We start from the raw sequence: 24,188 nt of genomic DNA, 5'->3' as shown, positions 1-24,188 counted from the left end.
GACCGCCTGTCGGCACCGCGACATGTCGACCGACCCTGTGGGCTAAAGGCCCCGGAGGCGGTCGGCGGCTCTTTCCAGTGCAGGGATTGTGACCGCCGCCGTTGCTTCCACTGCGGCCACCTCGCGTGCGCACTCGAAGCGCGAAGCGGTGCGTGCAGCCTCATGCAGGGCACGTGCGTCCTTCGCCAATCGCCGGGCACCCGCCATCTGAGCGCTGGTGCGGATGCTCAACCCCACTTCGAAGAGAACCTCACGATCGTCGCTGTCGAATGCCGTACGCATTCGTCTGCACCGCGAAGGCAGGTCGGCTGCGAACGAAACAGCGAAACGTATGACAGCATCACGATGCCCGTAGAGCTCATCGATGAGTCTGGTGAGAACCGACTCATCGATGAGCTCCCGCTCGTTGCGCCGTGCCGCGTTCACACCTTGTATCCGTGGTGGCGGCGGAACAGGCGCCGCACCATGACGGCCGTCTGCAGAATCGTGATCACGTACAGCACGGGCCACGCTACCCAGAGGATGCTCGACTGCACGAGTGTGGGCAGCGAGAACCAGGTGACTCCGAGCGCCACCAGGATCACGGCGACGGTGAGCACGGGAAGCAGGTAGCCGTATCCCTTGCCACGTTCCGCCTTGGCCTGATTGGCCCAGTTGTCGGTCTGCGTGCGGGAGAGGAACCTCGCCCAGGCGCGGAAGAAGTGGCCGACGCGAATCCACATGTAGATCTCGGCGGGTACACCGGTGGCGGCGAACAGCACGTCGCGCACCGTCCGGTTCTTCATCGACATGGCGATGCGAACGTTGAGCAGGATCGCGACGGCCGGCGGAATCAGCCACCAGGGGCTGAAGACGAACGCGTGGATCGACAGCGAAGCGCCGAGGAGCACGATGAACATCAGACGGGTGAGCGCGTTGATCACCATGCCGAAGTTCTCCGCCCAGCGCAGCCGCAGGTTGGGGTGGAACGGCTGGCCCTGCGTGTCGCCACGCTGGCCGGGCCACATCAGATCGATCGCACCGTAGTTCCACTTGACCTGCTGACCATCGAGGGCGCGCATGGTGGTCATGCCGCCGACATCCGCTCGCGCGGTCGCGCTGATCTTGGTGAGGTATCCGGCGCTCTTGATCTGCAGCGAGAGCAGGGAGTCCTCGACCTCGCTGTCCTTCACCCATGGCGAGCGCTGGTGGTTCTCCTGCATGACCTCGCGCAGCACCTTCATCGAGAAGATCGAGCACTGACCGCCGAGCACCGCCATGTTGCGACCGCGCAGCATGTTCTGCATGTTGAAGGACGCGAACTGCGCACGCTGACCGGCGATGAGGAAGCGGGCGATCGGTCCCTTGATCGTCGAGTCGTCGATGCTGTAGATCGCGGAGATGCCACCGATACGCGGGTCGGAGAGGATCTCCTCCTCGAGCTTCTTCACCGTGTTCTTGTGCAGCGTGGTGTCGCCGTCGACGCCGAGCAGGTAGTCGCAGTCCTGCACGAGCTCGAAGCCGTGGTTGAGCGCGCCGACCTTCTTGTCGATGTTCTTGCCGATGTCGTGCACGAAGACCTCGGTCACCTGGGTCTTCTTGCCGCGCTTCACCTCGTGCTTGCCGGCGAACTTCGATGCGATACGGAACGTCTTGTCCGTGGTGTTGTTCACGACCACGTGGATGCTGTCGGGCAGCCGGCTCTGGGCGAGCAGCGACTTCAGCACCGCGGCGATGGTCTCCTGCTCGTTGTAGGCGGGGATCACGCATCCGATGCGGGGACGGTAGGTGGGTAGTTCCCTGACGGCGGCGACGGAGCGCCGCACGTACTGCTCCATGTCTGATTCGACCGGGCGAGTATCGGATTCGACCGGTGCGTGCACCGAGTCGATCGGAGTGATGCTCATCTGCGGCGGCTTCCTGTGGGCTTCGGTCAGAGCGGTTCGAGCAAGTGCTTCGGGGGATGTGATCGGGCAGGACTTCGGGTCTCCTGCCCGATCACTCGGCGTCGGGTCGCGCCTGAATCAACTGTGGCGGCCAAGGCTCAAGCCCTCAGCGCGGGTGCGCTAACGAACGCTCAAGGTCTGCTAAAGATGCACAAGGGGCGCGAGGGCGCCGAGTGGATCGAGCCGACAAAAGGCTGTTGGGGGCGAACGTGAGGCGAGTCTCTAGAGCGATGACGCTGCCCATTGTCGTGACAGCGGCGTTGACGCTGTCCGCGTGCGGAGCACCGCCGTGGGCGAAGAATGCTTCACACTCCCCCACTCCCACGCAGTCCTCATCACACCCGGGGAAGGTTCACAACGACTTGGCGAGTGGATCGCTCAAGCGACAACTCACGGCCGGCGGAGTGACGCTAGACGTCTCCTACTGGTCCACGTTGAAACCGGAGCAGTGGGTGCCCGCAGCCGACAAGCCCCTGTTCGCCTCATTCGTCGCCAGCGCCGGTTCTCCTGTGTACTCGAGCAGTGTCACCATGACGGCGGTGGCGTACGAAGGGAACACGCAGGTCTCGAGGTCGCCGATCACTGTGAGGGATGCTGCGACAGTTCAGCCGGGGTATGCGGTGAGCGCTCCATACAGCTACATCGGGCTCTTCACGATTCCGGCTGTGCCTTCGAACGCCACATCGTTACGTGTTCAGTTCACCTACGTGTTGCTGCAGACAGCCGTGCCCACCGGCGGCTTCGCAAAGTCGACGACGACCGATCCGCTCACGATTGCTCTGGTCCCCTAGCCGCTCGGGCGCGCTTGGGCACGCGGAAGAGGCGCCGCGTCGACGCCACTTCGCTCGACCGTCGAGACTTGCGGTGGCGCAGCTGCTCGAGCACAGAGTCCAAGAGTTCACTCGCTGGCGCGTCACCGTCGGTGGACGCCCACGCGTAAGTGACGCTCACTCGCACAGGAATCCGGGTGTCCAACGGCCCTGCCTCGGCGAGCGCATCCTCGATGCGTTCGGCGATGAACTCGCCGTCGTCGACATCGCCCGATGCGAGCACGATGAACGTCCCTCCACTTGCCGCTACTGCCGTGCCTTCCGGCGCCGACGAACGGACCGCTGTGCCGAGCGCCGCGATGAGACGATCGCCGAAATCCCTGCCGAACAGCGCATTGACGGTGCCCAGGTTGTCGATATCGGCGGCAACCAGTACGAATGCGACGTCAGGCTGCGACGGCGCGTTCGCTGCGAGTTCCGCAACGATGGCTCGCAGCTGCTCCAGGTTGCCCGCATCCGCCGCTGCCGCGCGTGCCGAGGCGGCGAAAGGAGCGCCGTTCTGTTCGCTGCGCAACGCGGCCATCGAGAAGGCTGCGCCCGTGACCAGAATGATATTCACCATCGTGGCAACGCCCGTGCCGAGATATGTCTGGAAGGGAAGGCTGTTGGGCCCTATCGCGAGGAACACGACGAGCCGCACGGCCGTGTAGATGCCGGCCACGATCAGGATGGTCGCCAGGATGGTGGAGTTGCGGTAGCGCGACATCGGGCGGCGCAAACATTCCGCGGCAGCGAGCGCAGTGAACACGGCGACCCCGAGGAAGAGCAGGGAAGTGCCGCCCCAGAAGCCGACCTGCATGGCGCGCACAGCTCCGAAAATCGCTACGCAGAGCCCCGCCAGTCCCGCGATCCACAGGCGAGGCGGCCTGCCGTTGAAGGCGCGGCATCCGGCCCAGACGGCTGCGACCACGCCGACGAACGTGCCGTTCCCGAGTCCGATGGCCCACCATGCGAACTGATCGTCGAGCGCGACGATGTACGCGAACGTCGTGACGAACGCGTTGATGAATGCGAGGGCCCAGATTCGGCTCGCGACATCCGATCGCCGATGGAGAGCGTCCACACTGAACAGCACGCCCATAAATGTGTTGAGCAGGGCGGAGACGATGAGCAGAGTGCGCACGTCGAGAATGCTCATGCGATGTTCGTCTCGCTCTCTTCTATCGCGGCGAGCGGGAAGACCAACGTCACGGTCGTTCCCTCGCGCAGTTCACTGCTGACTCGGATGTCGCCGCCGAACGCACGCATGATCTCCCGGCTGATGCTGAGGCCGAGGCCGGTGCCGGCGATAACCGTGTCGCGCACTTCGGGTGCACGGAAGTAGCGACTGAAGAGCCTCTCCTGATCCGACCGTGAGATGCCGATGCCGTCGTCGGCGATAGTGATCAGTCGTTCGCGACCCACATCACGCGCGCGCACCGTGACGCAGCCGTTCTCGCGACCGTACTTGACCGCGTTGGAGATCACGTTGTCGAGCACCTGCCGAAGTCGGAACTCGTCGGCCAGAACCGAAAGCTTCTCCGGGAGAAACTCGATCATCTGGATGCCGCGGTCGCCCGCGCCTGGCTGTGCGGCCTCGATTGCGCTCAAGGCGATGGCAGTGGCATTCACCACCTCCGTGTGAACTGCAAGACCTTCCCGAGACGTGCTCGCGGCGGCGAGCAGGTCGGCGGCGAGGCGCTGCATCCGTTCGGCGTTGCTGAGCGCCGTTTCGAGGTTGCGCCGGGTCACGTCGTTAAGCCGGTCGTCGTCGAGGGCGAGGTCGAGATAGCCGATGATCGAGGTCAGTGGAGTGCGCAGCTCGTGCGAGACCGCCGAAATGAGCCGGTCGCGAGCCCCGAGTGCCTCGATCTCAGCAGTGATGTCGCTGAAGACCACGACAGCTCCGGCGTGCTTTCCCTCACTGTCGAAGTTCTGGCTGGCCGACACCGACAGCGCAATGGGGTCCGCGTCTGGCGGATGCCGCCAGTACACCTCGCCGCTGAAGACCTCCCCGTTCGAAGCCCTCGTCAGTGGATGCTCGTCGTCGGATACCGGCGTAGCGCCGTTCGCCTGTGCGAGAGCGACAGGTCGGGCACGCTCACGCGGGTCGAGACCGAGCAGTCGGGATACCGTGTTGTTGACAAGGCGCAGCTTTCCGCTGGACGTGATCCCGATGATTCCGAAATCGACCGTGTTGAGGATGCTGTTCAGCACACGTCGGTTGCGCTGCGCACGCTCGAGAGCCCGTTCCACTTGAACTGCCTGCTGCCGCAGCAGATCGCGTTGTGTGCGCGTTCGTCGGGTTCGAGTCGCCACCGTCGCGCCGACGAACGCAAGACAGATCGGCATGAGGAGCAACGGCACGAGATAGTGTCCGCGGAGTCCGTCGATGGCGATCACGGTCAGGGCCACGACCGTTCCGCCTGTGACGGTTGCCACGACGACGCCCACGTATTCGAACGCCGAAGCGAGCCAGACGGCCGGCAGGATCAGGAGCACTGAAAGCCAGAGATCACCTGTCGGCAGGTGCAACAGGCCAACCGCGACCATGTCGGCAAGCGGCAGAGTGCCGACGGTCCAGCGCGGAAGACGGTGCCACGGGATCACAATGGCCAAGCCCGTAGTGAGGAACACGAGCACGATTCCGACCACGATGCCCGGCGAGCTCAGCAGAGCGGGCACCGTCAACGCCAGAGCGACCAGGATGATGGCGACCGAGCCGGTCAGGGGTAGTTGTGCGATGAAGACCGAACGATCACGCGCGCCTGCGCCATCGATGGTTCCCCCTGCCACTCCATGATGGTACTGGCGGATGTCTGTCCCGCCCGGAAGAAAAGGGGACTCAATCGCCCTCACCTCCCCCGTTTCGGGGCCGCGGTGGAATGGGCCGGTAGTCTGATAGCGGTCGGGACGCCAGCGGGAGACAAAGTGACATTTCGGCAAGCTTTGAGCGCCATCTGGCAGCGACGGCTTCTCATTATCGCCGTCATCGTGCTCGCAGTGGCTGCAGCGGCGGTTTTCCTCGTGCGGCAGACGCCCGTCTACACATCGTCGACGACCGTCAGGATGAGCTCGTTGGCGGCAGCCGCCTCGTCCAGCGGCCAGATCGGCACGGCATCGGTCGACTTCGATCCGAGCAGCATCACCTCTCCGGCCGTGCTCGATGCCGCGGCCAAAGATGTCGGCGAGCCGGCATCGGCCACCGGCGCCTGGAAGGTCACTTCCACTGTCACGCAGGCGACACCGCAGAGCCAATCCAAGGTCATCACGATCACGGCGAACGGAAACAGCGCCGTGGCGGCGCAGAAACACGCCGACGCGGTCGCGAAGTCCTACAACGAATATCTGACGGGCCAGACGGCGAAGGCCAAGAGCGCAGCGGAGGCTCAGGCCGCGAAGTGGACGGCATCGGCCGAGACCTATCAGGCACAGGTCAACGCCAATCCGGCGAATTCCATCGCCCAGTCCAACCTGCAGAACGCGATCGGCTCGCTGGCGAGCGCGAACAACACCGTGCAGAAGATCGACAACGCCGGCTCCCCGTTGACGGTCACCTCGGCGGCAACGCCCGGTGAGTTCCAGGGCACGAGTCCGGTCGTCGCCCTCGCTGTGGCGCTCGCGGCCGGCCTCATCGCCGGCATCGGTATCGCCCTGATCTGGGACGCCTTCGACGACCGGCTACGCGACGACGATGATCTCGAAGCCCTCACGGGTACGCCCGCCCTCGGCGAGCTGAGTCTCGACAGAAGGATGCAGCGGCGCGGCGACTGGCTACCGGCGGCCGGGCGGAAGCGCACCGCGCTGAACGAGGGCCTGCGCGCCCTGCGCACGACCCTGCAGGTGCTTCTTCCCCAGGCCAGAAACGTGGTGGTGCTCACCAGCGTCGAGCCCGGAGACGGCAAGACGTTCATCTCCTCCAATCTGGCGCTCGCCTGGGCTCGCACCGGCAAGCGGGTCATTCTCGTCGGCGGCGACCTGCGCAAGCCGGGTCTGGATGCGTATTTCGGCGACGTGGCGACTGGACCAGGACTGACCGAGCTGCTGCAGTCCGCCTCGATGAAAGGCGTCGCGCCGAGCACGGCGGAGATCGCGGGCAGCTTGAACGCGACGAAGTTCCGCGGACTGAGCATCCTGCCCGCGGGATCGGAGCCGTGGGATCCAGCTGATCTGCTCGCCGTGGACAAACTGGGCGTCATCATCGACACTCTGCGCTCGATGAGCGACATCGTCATCATCGATTCGCCTCCCTCCTTGGCCATTGTCGACGCCAGCCTGCTGGCGGCCCACTCCGATGGCGCCGTCCTCGTCGCATCCGTGCGCCGGACGCGCCGTAAGCGCCTCGTCGAGACGGTCCACACGCTCACCGGAAACGGCATCCCCGTCATCGGGCTGGTGGCGAACCGGTCGAGGCGACGCATCCCCAAGTCGTACTCGGCGTACTACGGCTCAGGATCGTCCGGTCGGCGGCGCCCGGCCGCCGCGCGTAAGTCGGACGCTCGCATCCAGGCGGCACCGGACATCATGGAGCTCGACGACGCCCAGTTCGTCGACGAGCGCAACGCTCGAGCTGCATCCGCAGAACCCGACCGCCGAAACCTCGTGAGCGATCCCGAGCCGGACGCGGTCGCGCCCGACGACAACGACCGACGCGGCGATTCCGAGAGCGGACAGCAGCCGACCGACGAGCACGCGGGCGTCGGCCGTGCCCGCGGTGGACGCGACTCCGCCGAGGACGAGAAGTCCTGATTATGCGCGGCTCGTCGTACACCGACGAGGTCGCTTGTCCCGATGTCGGTCGGGAGGCGACGAGCCTCTTGTTCGTCTGCACCGCTAACCAGTGCCGTTCGGTGATGGCAGAGGCCATCGCGCGTCGCCGTTTCTCCGGCGCGCCGTTCGTCTTCGCGTCAGCCGGGCTTATCGAAGGCGGCCGACCCGTTCCCCCGAACGGCGTGCTCGTCGGCGAGGAATACGGCTTCGACCTGTCCGGCCATGTCAGCAGACGTGCGGACATCCGCCGTCTCAGCGGCTGGGACGTGATTCTCACCATGACCAGACGGCACACGCGCGAGCTCGTCGCTGCGGATCCCGAGCTATGGCCCCGCGTGTTCACACTTCCCCAGTTCGTGCGGTGGCTCGACGAGCATCCGCCTCGAAGGCACGTTCTGCTGCGCGAGTGGATCGAGCAAGAGGGCGCCGAACGGCCGCGGTCCGAGATGATCGGTTCGCATCCGGATGACGACATCGCTGACCCGGTCGACGGACCGCCGGAGGCGTGGCGAGGACTGGTCGCCGAACTGACTCAGGACATCGACCGGATCGCGCGGAGGGTCATCCCTGGTCTCGGCGCAGCTACCACCAGTCCGTCGCCGCGCCCGCAGTAGCAGGCACCGCTTCAGACGCCCATCCATTCGACGATGCGGGCGCCGAACGTCGAGCCATCGAAGAGTCTGGCGCGAGCACGGCACGCCTCCTCGTCAACGGCGATGGCGGTCTCGACCGCTCTCCGCAGCTCGGCGGCATCCGTCGATCGGAAGAGCGCACCCGTCGCGCCGTCCTGCACGGTTTCCGCCGCGCCCCCTACGGCGTTGCCGACGACCGGCGTGCCTGCTGCCATGGCCTCGACGGGCATGATGCCGAAGTCCTCGATGGGGCCGAAGAAGAAGACAGCCGCCCTGCGGTAGAGGGCCCGCAGCAACTCGTTCGACGGTCGGGCGACGAACGTCACACGGCCCGGATGCTGAGCAGCGAGCGCAACGAGCCGCTCCCGCTCGGGGCCATCGCCTGCGATCACCACCGGGAGGTCGGCCGCGGCCCCCGCTCGGATCGCGAGGTCGAGCCGCTTATAGGGAACGAAACGGGACGCCCCCAGGAGGTACCCCGTGGGCAGTGAGTCCAGCACCGTGAGCTCGTCAGGTGTGAGCTCGTCGTCGCCGCCCGGGAAGACGCTCAGATCCACTGGCGGATAGATCACGGTGCTCTCGCGGTCCCAGCACCTGGCGATGCGTTCAGCGACGAACCTGCTGTTCGCAGCGATCTTCTCCGGTTCCCGGGCCCGGCGACGATCGATCGAGCGCAACGGGGCTGCGGCGAGTCGCGCCAGGCGGCCGTCTCCGCGCTTGTCGATCTCGGGCTCCCAGATGTATCTGGCCGGGCTGTGGGTGTAGACGAACTTCGGGACATCGCGTTCGGGCGGGAGCATTCTGGCGTGGTGCGCGAAGAGGTGCGTGCAGCACAGCATCCAGTCGGCATCCACGGCAGGCAGCCGACGCCACCACTCGAGCAGGAACGGTATGGACGCGGCCTTGTGCCTGCGCAGCGGAGTGCGCGCCAGCCAGCTCTGCCTCACACGTCCGGGAGCGTAACGATCGGGCACGTCGTCCCACGGGGTGATGATGGGGGCATCCGGAAAGCTTGCGGCGAGTGCGTCCACCACCCGCTCGCCGCCTCCCACTGACTCCATCCACTCATGGATGATCACACCGGACACGTGCACTCCCCCGTTCCGCATCCACGCAGCTTTCGAGAACGGCTCACCGTACCGGCCCTCCGGCTCGTGCCTGCAGCGAGTCCAGCACCTCGCGGAATTCGGCGACCCTGTCCCGCCAATCCGGAACGTCCACACCCTGTTCCGTGGGGGTCCAGCTCTGCAAACGCGTCACGACCTCCGAGGCGAACCGGCTAGGGGGCGCGACCACGACACCCGCGGCATCCCGGAAGCCGGCGACCGGTGTGCTCACCGTCGGTCGGCCGACCGCGCGATACTCGTACAGCTTGAGGGGGTCCAGACTCTCGGTGAAGTCGTCGACGACATGCGGCACGATCAGCACGTGCGCGTGCTGCAGGTAGGCGGGCACGTCGTCACGTGCCCTTGCACCGGCCAGCAGGATGCGCGGATGCGCCTTCAATCGCGCGCTGTTCGCCGGCGTGAGCGCGTCAGGGCCCAGCAGCATGACGGTCGCGTTCTCGATGGCATCCGCGGTTCGAACCACCAGGTCGACGTCGAGTCGATCCTCGTGCAGAGTTCCGACGTAGAGGGCGACCGGACCATCGGGCAGATCGGACGGCCGTGGATGCGGTCGACGATAGCGGTCGACGTCGACCGCGTTGGGGATGAGTCTGACGGCGCGCTCGCCGCCCTTAAGATCCGACAACCCCGTCGAGCAGACCACGACCTCGTCACAGCGGCGCATCAGCGCGGCGTCACCTGCGACGATGCGCTCGTGTTCGCGAGCACCCCGATCCGCTGCCACCCAGTCGTCGGTCATGTCGTAGAGACTGGGCCATCCGAACACGTCGACGAGCGCGGACTGCCCGGGATCGTTGACCCACAGCAGGCCGTCCCGCCAGCCCAGCCGCGACACCGCTCTACGGATGCCGGCCGTCACCAATCGGTCGGCGATGCTCCCGGCACGCCGCGGGAGCGCCTTCGTCGGTTCGTAGAGCCGCAACCGGCCGTCGTACCCGTCGGCGCTGCGCAGGCCACGACCTCGCGAGGCACGACGACCGGACGAAAGCGCGAAGAGCGGATCGGCAGCGGGCTCTATGAACAGCACTTCGAGTTCCCGGTCGGCTCGCAGCAGGCCGTCGATGACGTACTGATTGCGCCGCCAGACCTCATCCCAGGGTTCGAGTGAGGCCACGACGAGTCTCCTTGGCCGGTCGGCGGACCCGCTGCTCACGAGGACGCTCTCCCTAGGCGGTTGCGTACGACTGACAGACGCGCGAGCGCGACGGACTCGAGCAGCGCACGCGTCGCTGCGGTCTGGGCGGGAACTCCGAACGCTTCCGACTGCCGCGCCCGGAGCGAGCTTCCGTAGTCGCTGCGACGTCGAGGGTCGGCGATGAGCTCGTCGAGGAGTCGCGCCGCCGTATCAACGTCCCCAGCCGGGAACAGTGCAGCATCAGGCACGCCCCCCACGCTCTCCAGGTGCCCGCCTGCGCCGGCCGCGACGACCGGAAGCCCGTACGACATGGCCTCGAGCACTGTGAGCCCGAGTCCTTCACGAGGTGTCGGCGCGATCAGCACGGATGCACGACGCAGCCACTCCCCCACGTCATTCTGGAATCCGACGAATTCCACCGAATCGGCAACGCCGAGTTCCGCGGCGAGGGCGCAGAGCGCTTCCCGTTCCGAGCCGTCACCGGCGATGACGAGACGCCATCCATCCGCGCGGTGCGCAGCCGCCCAGGCGCGCACGGCCACGTCGGTCTGCTTCTCCGGCTCGAGCCTCTGCATGGCCAGCACGATGCGCTGCCTGCTCGCGTCGTCGATGTGTGGCGCATCGGGCACGCCGGTGTGCACGATCACGCTCTCGCCCTCGATGTTCTCTGCGACGAACTGCGAGATTGCGAGCTGAGCGGAGACCCGCTTGCCTGCGACGGACGCCAGTACGCGGTTCACCGGGTTCCCGCCGCGACGGGCGGCGAAGTGCCTCGCGCTCACGACCGGAACGTGCCCGAGCGCGCCAGCGGCGACTCCAGCCAGATCGGCCAGAGTCATATGCGTGAGGATGACGTCGGCATCCGGGATCCGCCGCAGTGCACTGAAGGCAGTACGCATCGTCGACCCGCGATACCACGCGATACCCCGTGCACGGAGCGCGGCCCCCATGGTGTCGGAGCCGCCGCCGACGACCGTCACACGGCATCCTGTCTCCTGGAGGGCGAGTGCCGACTGGAGCACGTAACGCTCGACGCCCGCGAACGCCTCAGAGCACACGACGTGGACCACGTGCAGCGCATCGTGCCGACGCCGTGCGCGTCGAACCGCGCGCTCACGCCCCACGATTCCGGATTCCACCCGCACCGGGCCGAGCCGGAAGAGCGCGGCTCTCCTGCGCGCCGCTGCACCGCGTTCGCCGGGCAGCACGGCCGCGCGCACTGCTGCACCGAGGAAGACGCCTAGGCGGTAGACCTGCCACCCGATAGCGCCGTAGTGCTTGCGGATGTAACGCTCCGCGCTCCCGTAGAAGTGCCGCTCCCTAGTGCGCGGGTCGCCGCCCGTTCCGGCGCCCTCGTGCGTGGCCGCAACGTCGGCCACGGCGATGCGCCAGCCGTGCGAGCGTGCCCGTCGCTGCCAGTCCGTCTCTTCCGCATAGAGGAAGAACCGTTCGTCGAGGCGGCCGATGTCGTCAAGGGCCGCGCGTCGCAGGAGCAGCGCCGACCCGATGGCGAAGTCGTGGGCGCGCCGCAGCCCTCCGAGGCCGACGGCCTCGATCCAGGCTCCAGCAGGGGTCGGGAACGGCCACCACACGCGTACCCGCTCACCGGTCTCCGGGTTCGTCTGGGTGGCACCGACGGCGGCGATACGTGCAGCGGAATGCAGGAGGCGGTGCATGCGCTCGACACCTTCACCGCCGATGCGGGCGTCGGGGTTCAGCAGAAGCACGTCGCGTTGCACATCCCCGGATGCCTTGATCGCGTCGAGCCCGCGGTTGACCCCTCCCGCGAATCCCAGATTGCTGCCGGCGTCAATGTATCGCGCGCCGTGCCGCTCGGCCACGGCCCGAGTGTCGGGCAGCGAGGAGTTGTCGACGATGGTCACCGGGAACGTGTTGCCGAGTGCTGCGAGGCAGCCCTCGAGCGGTTCGGGCGAACCGTACGCGACGATCAGCACGTGCGGCGCAGGCACCCCGCTGTAGTCCTCCCCCCGAATGACGGACTCGTAGAGCCCGCGCTGCATGGTCGCCACGTTCTGCCAGGTGAATCGTGCAGATCGCTCGAGCCCGCGCTTCCTCAGCTCATTCCAGCGTTCGGGTTGGAGAGCATCCGCGATCCCGACGGCCAGAGTGTGCGGGTCGCCGGGTGGAATGAGTATGCCGGCATCGCCGACGACGTCGGGGATCGCTCCCGAGCCGCTCGCCACCACGGGCACGCCGGATGCCATCGCCTCGACCGCGACCCGACAGAACTGCTCGAGCCAATTCGGCCGGGGCAGTGAGGGCACGGCGACGACGTCGAGCTCCCGATAGCGAGCTGCCAGTTGCTGCCCGGCAGCGAATCCCTCGAATCGCACGCGGTGCGCGATGCCGAGGCTCTCCGCCAGGCGCTCGAGCTCCGGGCGCTGCGGACCCTCCCCGCTCACGCGCAGACACCACTCGTCGTGCTCCGCGACCGCGCGGAGCAGCACGTCGACCCCCTTGTGCGATTCCAGTCTTCCCACGTAACCGATCGTCTTCGTGCCGGCCGAGGGCGGATGCCGGTCGACCGGCTCGAAGATGCGCACGTCGACGCCGAGGGGAATCTCCACCGCCGGTCCCTCGAGCCCCTTCGATACCAGGATCTGCCCGGCCTCGGAGTTGCAGACGTACGCGGCGGCGGCTCCGCGCAGAGCCACCTGTTCGAACCACCGGAATGGCAACGGATACCTCTTGCGGATGTTCTGCGCCGAGTAGAGCAGGTAGGGCGCCTTGCAACCGCGGAGCCGTCGAAGCAGCAGAACCTCTGCGGTGGCGAGCGCATTCGGCTCCTCGTGCAGGTCGATCAGATCGGGATCGCGGCCGATCGCACGCCAGATCGGGCGAGGGTCGTACCCGAACACGCTTGGATGCCGACCGATGGTCCGTGCACCGCGCACGAAGTCGTCGTCACCTGGGTCCAAGCGCACATCCCGGCCGCCCTCGTTCCAGACAGTGGCAGAGACGAGCTCGACATCGACGCCCTGCTTCCTGAGCTCGCGCTCCCGTTCGCGCCATTCCGCCACGACGGCGTGGTGGGCGATACGGAGCACCTTCATGGCTGGCCTCGGGGTCGGTGACGAATTCTCTTACCTTAACGGCGTCGGCGCCGACGGCATCGCCTTCCGTGCCGATACGACCGGCGACAGAATCGTGGTGCTACGCATGCCGCGGCCGCGTGCGATCTTGGGCGGCTGCTCCCACGCCACCGGCTCGCCTCTGGCTCGGCGCTCGTCGTCGTGAGCCTTCACCCCGTAGCAGATTCCGGCAATGATCCAGAGCAGCGACGCCTGCCCGGCGACCCAGTAGAGGTCGAATTGCGCCTGGGTGAAACGCATCGCGACGACCGCGACGCCAACGGTGCCGTATGCCGGGTCCATCTTCCAGAGGTACCAACAGGCGACCGCGAACAGCGTGAGGAACCCGATCAGCCCGAATATGCCCACCGTCGTCAGCACCTCTAGCTCGGCGTTCGGCGGCTGGAACGACTGGTACTGCCCTGAGAACCGGTCCGTGTACCACCAGCGCATGCCGACGCCGAAGATAGGTGACTTCAGCCAGATCTGGAACGACTGGGCGTACCAGTCGACGCGCTGGTGGGCCGAGTTGAACTGGTTGTCCGATGCCAGCTGCGACGTGAGCTGACTGACGACCCAGGCGACGCCGGGTATGGCGGCCAGCCAGACGATGCGCACTCTCCGACCGGTCTGCGGCCTGGCTCTGATGCTCACGATCAGGATGCCGACGATCTCGCCGACGAGACCCTGCCTGGACTGGGCGGCCACGACGCCGAGCGTTGAGATGATCACCACGAGCCACGACCACCCCGGGCTCCACCGCAGCCACACGGGACGGGCGAAGGCGATCACGGCTGCCGCCCCCAACATGCCGCCGATGGTGTTCTTGTTGAGATCGGTGAGGAAGACGGGCTGGAACGTCTTGGTGTGCAGGTAGGTCACAAGCGACACGGCGATCGTGACGACGCCGATGCCGCAGCATCCGAGAACGTAGAGCGTCAGCGCCAGACGAGCGCGGTCCGCACGCCCGATGACGAAACCGACGATGAGACTGCCGAGCACGAGGAAGACCTCGTGCACCCACTCGATGACGTTCGCCGAGTAGGGGTTGAGGATCTGCGTCGGGATCGCGGTGGCGAGATAGGACACGCCGGCCCAGATCAGCGGCCGGAGAATGGCCGAGCCGCGACCCCGGAGCGCGAACAACGAGACCACCGACGCCACGGCGAGCACCACGTCGGAGACGCTGAACGCACCGCCTACGCGGGTCAGGACGAGCGTGGCGGGCACGGCGAGCACCGGGATGATGGTCGCGTCGCTGGCGGCGACCCCTGCCAGAAGTACCACGACGCCGACCACGAGTGCCAGGAGACTGCTGCGCACACTGAGAACCCCGATGGCCACGCCGATGACGACGGCGAAGGCACCGACGGCCACCAGCGAGGGGGCGATCGCCGAGACCCTCAGCTTGGCGCGGTCCATGCACACATGCTAGGTCGTCTCCGGTGCCCGGGGACGCCGCTGCTCCCTACCCCGTTCACGGGGCGCGAACGACACGGAACTCGTCGATTACCTCGGCGAGGTGCCGCCATGCCCAGGCCCAGTCGCGCTCGACTGCACGGGCTCTGGCCGCCGTCCCGTACCGGTCACGCAACCCAGGGTCAGAGGCGAGCACTGCAATGGCGTCCGCCAACTCCTCGGGCCGCGCCGGATCGAAGAGCACGCCGGCGTCGCCGAGCAGTTCCGGGATCCCTCCGCTGCGCGCCGCCACGATCGGAAGCCCAGCCGCCATCCCCTCCCCTACGGTCAATGGACAGGGATCCGGCCAGCGCGACGGGATGACCAGGATGTCGGCACGCTGAACCAGCGCAGGGAGACGGCTCCGTTCGACGAAAGGCTCGAACCTGACGGTCCCACGGGCGCGATCGGCGAGCAGGCGAAGCCGTTGTTCGTACTCTGAGAGAACCGCGGCGGGGTCGAAGCCGTGGCTTCCGACGACGACGAACTCGAGATCGCTTCTGTCGATGAGAGCGGCCGCCTCGAGCAGGATGTCTGCGCCCTTCTCGGGAATGGCCCGCCCGAGGAACATGACGCGGAGCGGCCCGGGTGACCTGATCGGAGCTGGAACGAACTGCTCGGCGTCTACACCGTTGACGACGGTGCGCACTCGTTCGTGCAGCGAACGCGGAAGGTGCTCGCGCAGTTGCGCCGCGAGCGAATCGCTCACGCTCACGATGCGGCCAACATCGCCGAGAACGCGCGAAGCCTCCGCTCGGGAATAGCTGCGCAGCACGTCGTTGTGCGCGTAGAGCACCGTGTCGTGCTGCTGGTCTCGCAGAAGCCACGGCACGACGGGAGCGTTGTGCGCGAGCACGACGCCCGGCGGCCGGTCGCGCAAGCTCTCGGTCGCCGGCCGGAAGTAGGCGACAGCACTGCGACGCGGCATGCCCAGTCGCGCGAGCGCGGCATCGGCGAGGCGAGCTCGCGAGCCCGGCGCGCGCTGCCCCACGTATCCGACCGGGATCGCGGACTCGTACCGGGGGACATAGGTATCGTCCTGCACGACGACGTGCTGCGGATAGCGACCGGCGTCGCCCCCGGCTCGAGCACCGGTCGCCAGTCCGTGCACGACCGTGGGGATGGCGGAACCGGTACGGGGCGAGAAATGATCGCCCGGCGTGATCAGGTGATAAATCGGCGTCACGCGCGCATGCTCGTCGCCTTCTGCCGTCATGCCGACATCGTAGGGGTTCAGCGGGCGGCGTCGTTCCAGATCGCCGCGTGCTCGGCCGCGCATCGCTCCCACGTGAACTCGGATGCTCGGGCGCGCCCTCTCGCTAGGAACTCGCTGCGGTCGATATCGCCGTCGAGCACCGCGGCGAGGCCTTCGGCGATTCCCGCGCCAGTCGGGGCCGCCAGAACGGCCGCGCCACCCGCGACCTCGGGGAGCGAGCTCGTCTCGGCAGCGACGACCACCGTGCCTGCGGCCATAGCCTCGAGAACCGGCAGGCCGAACCCCTCGTGCAACGACGGCACGACCACGGCCTCCGCGCCAGCGATCAGCCCAGGCAGGAGTCTCCCGTCGACGCGACCGAGCAGCGCGGCGCGGGGAAGCCGACTGAAGAGCTCGGTTCGGCGAGGGTGGGCTGGACCGGACAGCGCGAGCGTTACGTCGGGATGCGCAGGGCCGAGCAGTCGCCAGGCTTCGGCGAGCGCGTCGAGGTTCTTGCGACGACTGGCACCGCCGGCATGCAGAACGTATCTCCCGGAGATCCCCATCCGCTCGAGCGTCGCACGGTCAAGCGGTTCGGGGTTGTGGAAGCGGGCATCGACGCCGAGGTGCACGACGCGGGTGTTGTCGAGGCCGAACATCTCGGCAGCGTCGACGGCAGTCGCCTCGGAGACGCACACGACGGCAGCAGCGGCGCGCAGCTCGTCGGGAGCGCTGGCGATCGGCGTGCCCTCGTCGGGGAATCGCCAGGCGACCACGTCGTGCAGCGTGACCACCTCGTGCGGGGCAGGCGGGAGCATCAGGCTCATGCGATGCACCAGGGAACGTCTGGGATAAAGCAGCCGGCCGATGGTACGACGGATGCCAAGGCCGCTGCGCTCGAGCATCCCCACCGGGACGCGGCGATCGCCGGCCAGATCCGACCGCAACGAACGGGTTACGACCCTTTCGATCGACCATTCGGCCGGACCGGCGGCCAATGCGGACGCCGCACGGGAGACGACCTCGCGTTCGTACACCTGCGCACCCATCGGCTCCGCCGTCGCCACCGTCGCAATCGCGAGCAGGTTCATGCGCCTCCTTCGCCGTCGGGCGACACGAGGCGTCAGTCTAACGCGGCCGTGCCACGCCGAGAGCGGATCGGGTCAGTCGCGTGGATAGGCTGATCCCCGTGGGGCACAGCGACTTCGCCGTCAAGGCGGAAAACATAGGCAAGACGTATCGGCTGGGGGTACGCAACGCCAGCCACTCGACGCTGGCAGAGGCCGTGCTGGCGCGTCTGCGTCCGCAGCAGACATCGAACGACTACAAACGATTCGATGCTCTCGACGATGTCAACTTCGAGATCCCCCAGGGCGAGGCCCTCGGCATCGTCGGCCGGAATGGTGCAGGCAAGTCCACCCTTCTCAAGATCCTCACGAGAGTGACAGCGCCGTCCCGAGGGCGGATCGAGTTCCGCGGCCGGATGGGCAGCCTTCTCGAGGTCGGCACGGGGTTCCACCCCGAGCTCACCGGGCGCGAGAACATCTTCCTGAATGGTGCCCTGCTCGGCATGACCCGCGCCGAGATCCTTCGCCAGTTCGACGCGATCGTCGAGTTCTCGGGCATGGAGCGCTTCCTCGACACGCCTGTGAAGCGATACTCCTCCGGCATGTACGTCCGGCTCGCCTTCTCCGTCGCGGCCCACCTCGAGACGGAGATCCTGGCGATCGACGAGGTGCTCGCCGTCGGCGACGCGGATTTCCAGCGACGGTCCCTCGACAAGATGCGCCAGGCCGCGAAAGAGGGTCGAACGGTTCTCTACGTGAGCCACATGCTCCAGACGGTCAAGACACTGTGCACCTCCGCGATCCTTCTCGAAAGAGGTCGGCTCACGCACCACGGTTCGGTCGACTCGACCCTGCAGGCTTACACGGCCAGCTTCGATCGCTATGCGCAGCACCAGGCGGACCCGGCGAATCGCCAGGGATCCGGGGGCGTCCGATTCGATCGGGTCTGGATGGATGACGATCACGTCGCCTCCGGTGGCACCATCGCGGTGCATTTCGACGTGCCCGCGACGACGTCGGCGCTGGCTGTGAGCGACTATTGGGTCTCGGCGCACATCGTCGACGACCAGGGAACCGTGATCGTGCAGTGCGACTCCCGATTGAACGGCAAGACGATGAGCGCCGATCGGCGTCACACCGGCCGACTCGAGATCAAGAACCTCTGGCTCAAGCCCGGCACATACTCTGTAGACATTTTCGCATGCCAGGCAGAGAACATGCTCGACGTCTGGGACGGGGCATGGAGGTTCGAAGTGATGCCCGATCTGGGTTACGAATCAAGCGCGACGACCGACGCGATCTCAGCCGGCGTGGTGCTGTCCGACTTCCAGTACGAGATGGATTGACGCGATGAAGACGATGGTCATCGAGCCGCCTCGACGGTTCAATCTCCCGCGCTGGTCCGACCTGTGGCAGGCGAGGGAGGTCGTGTTCCGCTTGGCGCACCGTGACATCATCGTGCGCTACCGACAGACGGTCCTCGGGGTCGCGTGGGTCATCATCCAGCCGGTGCTGTCCGCCGGGGTCTTCTCACTGGTGTTCGGAACGGTCGCGAAGCTCTCCAGCGACGGGCTCCCGTACTTCCTGTTCTCGCTGGCGGGCATGCTGCCATGGAACCTCTTCAACGGAGCCCTCACGAGATCCTCCGCGTCCCTGCTGTCCAACCAGGCGCTGGTCTCCAAGGTGTTCTTCCCTCGAATACTCGTGCCACTCTCCTCGGTCGCCAGCGTGCTGCTCGACTTCGCGATCGGCCTCGGAGTCGGCATCATCCTGCTCTTCGTCTACCACGTGAATCCCGGGCTGCCCGTTCTGCTCATCCCGGTGTGGGTGGTCCTCATCGCTCTCCTGGGAGAGGGAATCGGCATGATCGCGGCGGCCATGATGGTCAAGTACCGGGACGTCGGCTACATCCTTCCGTGGCTCCTGCAGATCCTGCTCTACGCGAGCCCCGTAGCGTACGCACTGTCCTCGGTTCCCGACCGGCTCCGCTGGATCTTCGACATCAACCCCATCACCTGGTTTCTCGAGGCGTTCCGCTGGTCTTTGGTCGGCACGACCCCTCCTGCTGCCTGGCAGGTCGTCGGATTGGTGGTCGTCTCGGTCGCCGTCTTCTTCGCCGGCGTGCTGTACTTCCAAAGCCACGAGCGGGAGTTCGCCGACATCATCTGATCATCCCGGTGCTCGTAGGCAGGTCACAGGAACCTCGAATCGGCCTATCCTAAGAATCCTCAGGTTTCGGATGGAATCGCACCGGACACAGCACGCTCATGACGAGCGCTGGGCGACACCGCAAGGGGGACGGCATGAAGCCTATGAGCGAGGACTTCGAGGTCGGAACGGATGTCGCCGCGCGCCCCGTCCACTTCATGGACTTGGTCGCAGAGACCATAAGGCTGCACGGCGGCGACATCGCGGTCGCCGACCCGGTAGCCCGACTCACGTATCGAGAGATCGACCGCTGGTCCGACGCCATCGCGGCCGAGCTCGATGCTGCCGTGGGCAGCGGCACCGATCCGGTCATGGTGCTCTCCGGCCACGACACAACCGCGGTAGCCGCATTCCTCGCCGTCGCGAAGTGTGGCAGACCTGTCGTGATGCTCGACGGCACGACTCCCGCCGGCCGGATGCAGGGCATCGCGGGGGTGGCGCAGCCTTCCGCGACGCTGTACGCGGCCGACCGCGAGGCGCAGATCGAGCTCGTCGGGGCCGACACGGGCATCCGGATTCCGATAGCTGGAAAACCGGAGGCCGACGTTCCGCCTTTCGTTTCCGCACCACTCGCCGACGAAGCTCCGTTGTCGATCGTCTTCACCTCGGGGTCGACCGGTAGACCCAAGGGGGTCATCATCGGCTCAGTCGCCTTCGCGGCGGCGATGGCTGCTGGAGGGATCGCCGGCGGCAACGACGAACGGGTGCTGTGCCCGGTGCCGCTTGGATTCGTGTTCGGGCTCGGGCTGCTCGCCCGTACCCTGACGGTCGGCAGCGAGCTCCACCTCCACGATCCGCGAGTGCTCGGCGTCGAGACCCTCGCGGCGCGCATCGATGATGACAGGATCACAGAGATCGGTGCGACTCCGTTCATCGTGCGGAGTCTCGCGCAGTCGGTAAAGCAGGGCCACGTCTTTGAGTCCGTTCGGCGCGTGCTCCTCGGGGGCGAAGCGGTGCTCACGCGCGATGTGGCCTTGGTGCGCGGCTTCACATGCGATGACTGCATCATCGCGAACTCACTCGGCTCCTCGGAGGCGTGGGGAGTTGCGAGCCTCGTCATGAACCGCGATTTCGTGCTCCCCCAGCAGACCTTCCTGCCGGTCGGGGTGCCCGCCGAGGGGCGCGAGGTCGTTCTCGTCGGAGAAGATGGCCGGGTCGTCACGGAAGCGATGCAGTCGGGCGTCATCCATCTCGCCGCTCAGCACATGTCCGGCGGGTACTGGCGGGATGCCGCCTCCACGGCCGCTCGCTTCACGACGCTCGAAGACGGCCGCCGGTCATACAACACCGGCGATCTCGGTCGCTGGAATGCCGAAGGCCAACTCGAATACCTCGGACGCGCGGACAACATGGTGAAAGTGCGCGGGTATCTCGTCGAGCCGGCCGAAGTGGAGTCGCACATCCGCGCTACAGGCGAGGTGGACGACGTAGTCGTGGTCGGACGGCCATCTGTCAGGGGGGACGGCACGACGGCCCTCGTGGCGTATGTGGTTCCGACCCTCAACGCGTGGGTCTCCGGGGCTGAGATCCGTCGACGCCTCGCCACCGAACTCCCGAGTTACATGGTGCCCGGCCAGGTGCTCGAGCTGACCGCGCTCCCACGCAATCCCAACGGCAAGATCGACCGTCTACGTCTGCCGGACCCACCTCCACCCGCGGCCCCGGCGAGCGTGCGCAAGTACGAATACGAGGAGGCGATCGCCGACGTCGCGGCCGCCACTCTCGGCCTCGAGGCGATCGGGGTCGACGACGACCTTTTCGAGCTCGGTCTCGACTCGCTCGCCGTGGAGGAGATGGTCGCCATCCTCGAAGACCAGCTGGACCTGCAGATCTCTTCGGCGACCATCATGCAGAATCCGACCGCCGCCCAGCTCGCACGTCTGCCGCACGGCAACGCAGAGCACCTGGTCGACGGTGTCATGACGATGCTCGCACCGGGCGAGGGATGCCCGATCTTCGCCATCAGCGGAGCCGGCGGACTCGCATTGCAACTTCGGGAACTCGCGCAACAGCTGCACCTCGGAAGACCTGTGTACGGCATCCAGGCCCACGGGCTGGAGGGAAGCGCGTTCCCCGACCGAACGGTCGGGCAGATGGCGCGGCGCTATCTGCGCACCATGCGGAGAGTTCAGCCGTCCGGCCCGTACTCGATCATGGGACACTCTCTCGGTTCGATCGTCGCCTTCGAGGTCGCGCGCCGACTCGTCGCCGACGGCGAGGCCGTGGCCTTCCTCGGCCTTCTCGACCCGCCGGATGCGTCCACGATCGAACGCTCGGCCATCCTCTCCTCGTTGCTGACGTCGAACGCGGCCGGCAGCGAACATCGTTCGGCGGTCGGACGGCTCCGGGGCGAGCTGTCTCAGCGCTACCCGTTCGCCACTCGCTCGTTCTGGCGCCGCGTGCAATCCGACGGCCGCTTCCACCCCTGGTTCGAGGCCGGCGCGTCGGCCGCGCGACGCTATCGTCTGCGGCATCCGCTCGCCCTGCAGAACGCCTACGTCTACTTGGCGGAGGGAACGCCGGCGACTGCGGCTGAGCGATGGTTCAGCACGCCGGCTACGATCGTCCCCGTGCCCGGCGATCACCTGTCCATGCTCAGGCGGCCGTATGTGACGGAGCTGGCGGCGAAGGTCTCCGACCACGTCGGGACGCGGTGACCCGGGTGCGGATCCTGTGGGTCAGCGCGGAGACGCCGTCACGTGACGGTCAAGGCGGGCAACGAAGGCAGTTCCATCAGATCAATTCGCTGGTGGCCCGTGGCCACGACGTCACCGTGCTGGTGCCCACCGCTGGGCAGAGCGATGCGAGCATACGCACGATCGTCCCGGTGATCCGGCCGCGGTTGGGGCTGTTCGGGCGCATGTCACGGCACCTGGTGCGACGCATGCGGAGAACGATCGGCTCAGCGGAGTGGGATGCCATCGTCGTATCTCACCACGAGTCCTTCTGGTTGCTTCCCGACCATGTGAGCGCGCCCGTGCTGCTCGACATCCACAACGTCATGAGCCACTGGCACCACGCAGCAGGCAGGGCTGCGCTCGCGGAACAGGCGCGAGGCATGGAGGTTCACGCGATCCGCGCAGCCGACGGTGTGATGACGTGCTCGGCGGTCGAGACGCGCCGCCTCATCGCCGCGCACCCGGAGGCATCGGGCAAGGCGTTCACCGCTCCGCTGGGGGTCGATCCCGCGGAATGGCCGGACGCCGGCTTCCCCAGAGACCAGGCGTTCGTCGCATTGTTCGGCAGCTGGTCCTGGCATCCGAACCGCCTAGGACTCGAGTGGTACGTGCGGGGGGTGTGGCCTCACGTCGTCGACCGGGTACCGGAAGCGGTCACCCTGGTGGCTGGCAGCGGCGTCGACGACACCTCCTGGTGGCCATCGGGCATCCGATTCGTCGGCAGGGTCCCCTACCTCTACGACTTCACCTCTGCGGCATCGGTCGTCGCCGTGCCCGTGAAGGACGGCGTCGGCGCTTCCGTCAAGTTCGCAGAGGCTCTCGCGACCGGCGCTGCCGTCGTCGCGACGGCCGACGGCGCCAGCGCGTTCGAAGCACCCCCGGCGTTCGTCTCCGACGACGAACGCGAATGGGCGGAATGGATCGTCGAGCGACTTCGGCGGAGGTCCATCGAGCCGGCACCATCGCCGGCTCGCGCAATCGCGCTGACGCAGATGACCTGGGATGCCGCAGCGGGACCCATCGACGACTGGCTGCGCTCTCATGCACGACGGCGCGCGACCGTCGGACCGATATCGTCATGATGTGGTGACGACCCCTCTCCCCGCGGGGGAGCGAGCTCCCGAACCGGCCGTTACCGTCGTGGTGTGCACGACGGGCGATCCCGGCCGGATGCCTTTGCTGTCACAACGCTTGTCGGACGTGCTCGACGACGGGGACGACGTCGAGGTGCTACTGATCGACAATTCGGCGCAAGGCGGGCTGAGCGTCCCGGACGCACGCATTCGGGTGGAACGCTGCGATGTTCCTGGGCTCTCCCGCGCCCGCGCCCTGGCCTGCGAGTTGGCCAGCGGGGAGGTACTCGTCTTCACCGACGACGATGTGGAGTTCGGTCCTGCCTGGCCGATGACGATGGCGAGGCCACTGCTGGATGGCGTATGGGATGCGGCGGCGGCTCCCGTGCGGCTCGGACCGGAGTTCGACGACCTCGAATCGACCCTCGCCAGGCAGTGGCTCGCCGAGGCGAATCTCGAGGAGCCCGTGCGCCTCGTCGGCGCAGGCATGGCCTTCCACCGCAGCGTGCTCCACCTCGGCAGGTGGGACGAGCGACTCGGCGCGGGCCGCGCTGACTTCGCCTTCGGCGAAGAGACGCTCTTCGAGCTCATGCTCAAAGAGCGCGGCGCCGCGGTAGGCCTCGTGCGCGAGGCGGGAGTGGTGCATCATCCCGACCCTTCCCGCGCCACGAACGACCACTTCTTGCGGATCGCCTGGCAGAAGGGGCTGTCGGATGCCTACATCGGATATCACTGGTGGGGCGAGTCGCTGGCACGGCCGCGATTACGCGAGTGGCGACGGCGGGCGAGGCTGCGTCTGTACCGACTGCGCCGCCGCCCACGCGATGTGCTGGACGAACACGAGCTCAGGCTCGCCGAGTCGGTTGGTGTGGCCGCGGGCTACGCGATGCTGCAACGAGAGCCGCGAACCTACCTGCCGCGCCTCGGCTTCACCCGCACGGGTTCTGCGGACACCGGTACTCGCGGCAACGCCGAAGGTGTGTACTGAGACATCAACCTTAGAACTGGGAGATCCTCAG

Annotated in this window: 18 protein-coding genes; 8 read left to right on the top strand and 10 right to left on the bottom strand. The window is 66.9% G+C overall.

The genetic code is table 11. The features are described 5' to 3' along the window. Positions 1-42: 42 nt before the first annotated feature. Both ACTHNC_RS13345 and ACTHNC_RS13340 read right to left on the bottom strand, forming a co-directional pair. A complete protein-coding gene (locus ACTHNC_RS13345; protein ID WP_440295096.1) occupies positions 43-426 on the bottom strand; it encodes a hypothetical protein in 384 nt (127 codons plus the stop codon). Beyond that, positions 423-1,886, bottom strand: coding sequence for a glycosyltransferase family 2 protein (locus ACTHNC_RS13340; RefSeq protein WP_440295095.1), 1,464 nt, complete (start codon positions 1,884-1,886; stop codon positions 423-425). The genes ACTHNC_RS13345 and ACTHNC_RS13340 overlap by 4 nt, the downstream gene beginning before the upstream one ends. 401 nt (positions 1,887-2,287) lie before the next feature. On the opposite strand from ACTHNC_RS13340, the gene ACTHNC_RS13335 reads away from it, so the two are divergent. After that, entirely contained in the window at positions 2,288-2,716 is a 429-nt protein-coding gene (locus ACTHNC_RS13335; RefSeq protein ID WP_440295094.1) for a hypothetical protein, read from the top strand. Here ACTHNC_RS13335 and ACTHNC_RS13330 read toward each other — a convergent pair. Both ACTHNC_RS13330 and ACTHNC_RS13325 read right to left on the bottom strand, forming a co-directional pair. Continuing rightward, positions 2,694-3,893: a diguanylate cyclase domain-containing protein gene (locus ACTHNC_RS13330; protein ID WP_440295093.1), complete on the bottom strand. Its 1,200-nt coding sequence runs from the start codon at positions 3,891-3,893 to the stop codon at positions 2,694-2,696. The genes ACTHNC_RS13335 and ACTHNC_RS13330 overlap by 23 nt on opposite strands. Beyond that, the gene (locus tag ACTHNC_RS13325; RefSeq protein WP_440295092.1) at positions 3,890-5,530 is read right to left on the bottom strand and encodes a sensor histidine kinase; all 1,641 of its coding nucleotides are present in this window, start codon (positions 5,528-5,530) and stop codon (positions 3,890-3,892) included. The genes ACTHNC_RS13330 and ACTHNC_RS13325 overlap by 4 nt, the downstream gene beginning before the upstream one ends. A gap of 3 nt (positions 5,531-5,533) precedes the next feature. Between ACTHNC_RS13325 and ACTHNC_RS13320 the strand changes: the two genes are divergently transcribed. Further along, the gene (locus ACTHNC_RS13320; protein WP_440295091.1) at positions 5,534-7,483 is read left to right on the top strand and encodes a polysaccharide biosynthesis tyrosine autokinase; all 1,950 of its coding nucleotides are present in this window, start codon (positions 5,534-5,536) and stop codon (positions 7,481-7,483) included. A gap of 2 nt (positions 7,484-7,485) precedes the next feature. Then, complete coding sequence (locus ACTHNC_RS13315; RefSeq protein WP_440295090.1) at positions 7,486-8,118, top strand: arsenate reductase/protein-tyrosine-phosphatase family protein; 633 nt, start codon at positions 7,486-7,488, stop codon at positions 8,116-8,118. An 11-nt stretch (positions 8,119-8,129) separates the two neighbouring features. Here ACTHNC_RS13315 and ACTHNC_RS13310 read toward each other — a convergent pair whose 3' ends face one another. Genes ACTHNC_RS13310 through ACTHNC_RS13285 form a run of 6 tightly spaced genes read right to left on the bottom strand, consistent with a single transcriptional unit; the run spans position 8,130 to position 17,234 of the window. Beyond that, the gene (locus ACTHNC_RS13310; protein WP_440295089.1) at positions 8,130-9,245 is read right to left on the bottom strand and encodes a glycosyltransferase; all 1,116 of its coding nucleotides are present in this window, start codon (positions 9,243-9,245) and stop codon (positions 8,130-8,132) included. Between the two features lie 22 nt (positions 9,246-9,267). After that, entirely contained in the window at positions 9,268-10,377 is a 1,110-nt protein-coding gene (locus tag ACTHNC_RS13305) for a glycosyltransferase (protein ID WP_440295088.1), read from the bottom strand. 35 nt (positions 10,378-10,412) lie between these two features. Further along, positions 10,413-13,472, bottom strand: coding sequence for a glycosyltransferase (locus tag ACTHNC_RS13300; protein ID WP_440295087.1), 3,060 nt, complete (start codon positions 13,470-13,472; stop codon positions 10,413-10,415). A gap of 30 nt (positions 13,473-13,502) precedes the next feature. Next, on the bottom strand, positions 13,503-14,912 hold the full coding sequence (locus ACTHNC_RS13295; RefSeq protein ID WP_440295086.1) for an O-antigen ligase family protein: 1,410 nt from the start codon (positions 14,910-14,912) through the stop codon (positions 13,503-13,505). A gap of 55 nt (positions 14,913-14,967) precedes the next feature. Then, positions 14,968-16,164, bottom strand: a complete 1,197-nt coding sequence (locus tag ACTHNC_RS13290) for a glycosyltransferase family 4 protein (RefSeq protein WP_440295085.1) — start codon at positions 16,162-16,164, stop codon at positions 14,968-14,970. A gap of 17 nt (positions 16,165-16,181) precedes the next feature. After that, entirely contained in the window at positions 16,182-17,234 is a 1,053-nt protein-coding gene (locus ACTHNC_RS13285) for a glycosyltransferase family 4 protein (RefSeq protein ID WP_440295084.1), read from the bottom strand. A gap of 98 nt (positions 17,235-17,332) precedes the next feature. On the opposite strand from ACTHNC_RS13285, the gene ACTHNC_RS13280 reads away from it, so the two are divergent. The 5 genes from ACTHNC_RS13280 (at position 17,333) to ACTHNC_RS13260 (ending at position 24,157) form a co-directional block, all read left to right on the top strand. Further along, positions 17,333-18,556 carry an ABC transporter ATP-binding protein gene (locus ACTHNC_RS13280; protein ID WP_440295083.1) on the top strand — a complete coding sequence of 408 codons (1,224 nt, stop codon included), beginning with the start codon at positions 17,333-17,335 and terminating at the stop codon, positions 18,554-18,556. Positions 18,557-18,560: 4 nt separating this feature from the next. Beyond that, a complete protein-coding gene (locus ACTHNC_RS13275; protein WP_440295082.1) occupies positions 18,561-19,379 on the top strand; it encodes an ABC transporter permease in 819 nt (272 codons plus the stop codon). 134 nt (positions 19,380-19,513) lie between these two features. After that, on the top strand, positions 19,514-22,075 hold the full coding sequence (locus tag ACTHNC_RS13270; RefSeq protein WP_440295081.1) for an AMP-binding protein: 2,562 nt from the start codon (positions 19,514-19,516) through the stop codon (positions 22,073-22,075). Next, positions 21,958-23,178, top strand: a complete 1,221-nt coding sequence (locus tag ACTHNC_RS13265; protein ID WP_440295080.1) for a glycosyltransferase family 4 protein — start codon at positions 21,958-21,960, stop codon at positions 23,176-23,178. Before ACTHNC_RS13270 ends, ACTHNC_RS13265 begins: the two co-directional genes overlap by 118 nt. A 1-nt stretch (position 23,179) precedes the next feature. Further along, positions 23,180-24,157: a glycosyltransferase family 2 protein gene (locus ACTHNC_RS13260; protein ID WP_440295079.1), complete on the top strand. Its 978-nt coding sequence runs from the start codon at positions 23,180-23,182 to the stop codon at positions 24,155-24,157. Positions 24,158-24,188: the final 31 nt, after the last annotated feature.

It is taken from the genome of Humibacter sp. (assembly GCF_051954055.1).
Taxonomy (GTDB): Bacteria; Actinomycetota; Actinomycetes; order Actinomycetales; family Microbacteriaceae; genus Humibacter.
Note: the sequence above shows the minus strand (reverse complement) of the source record. Positions and strands in the feature narration are given on the sequence as shown.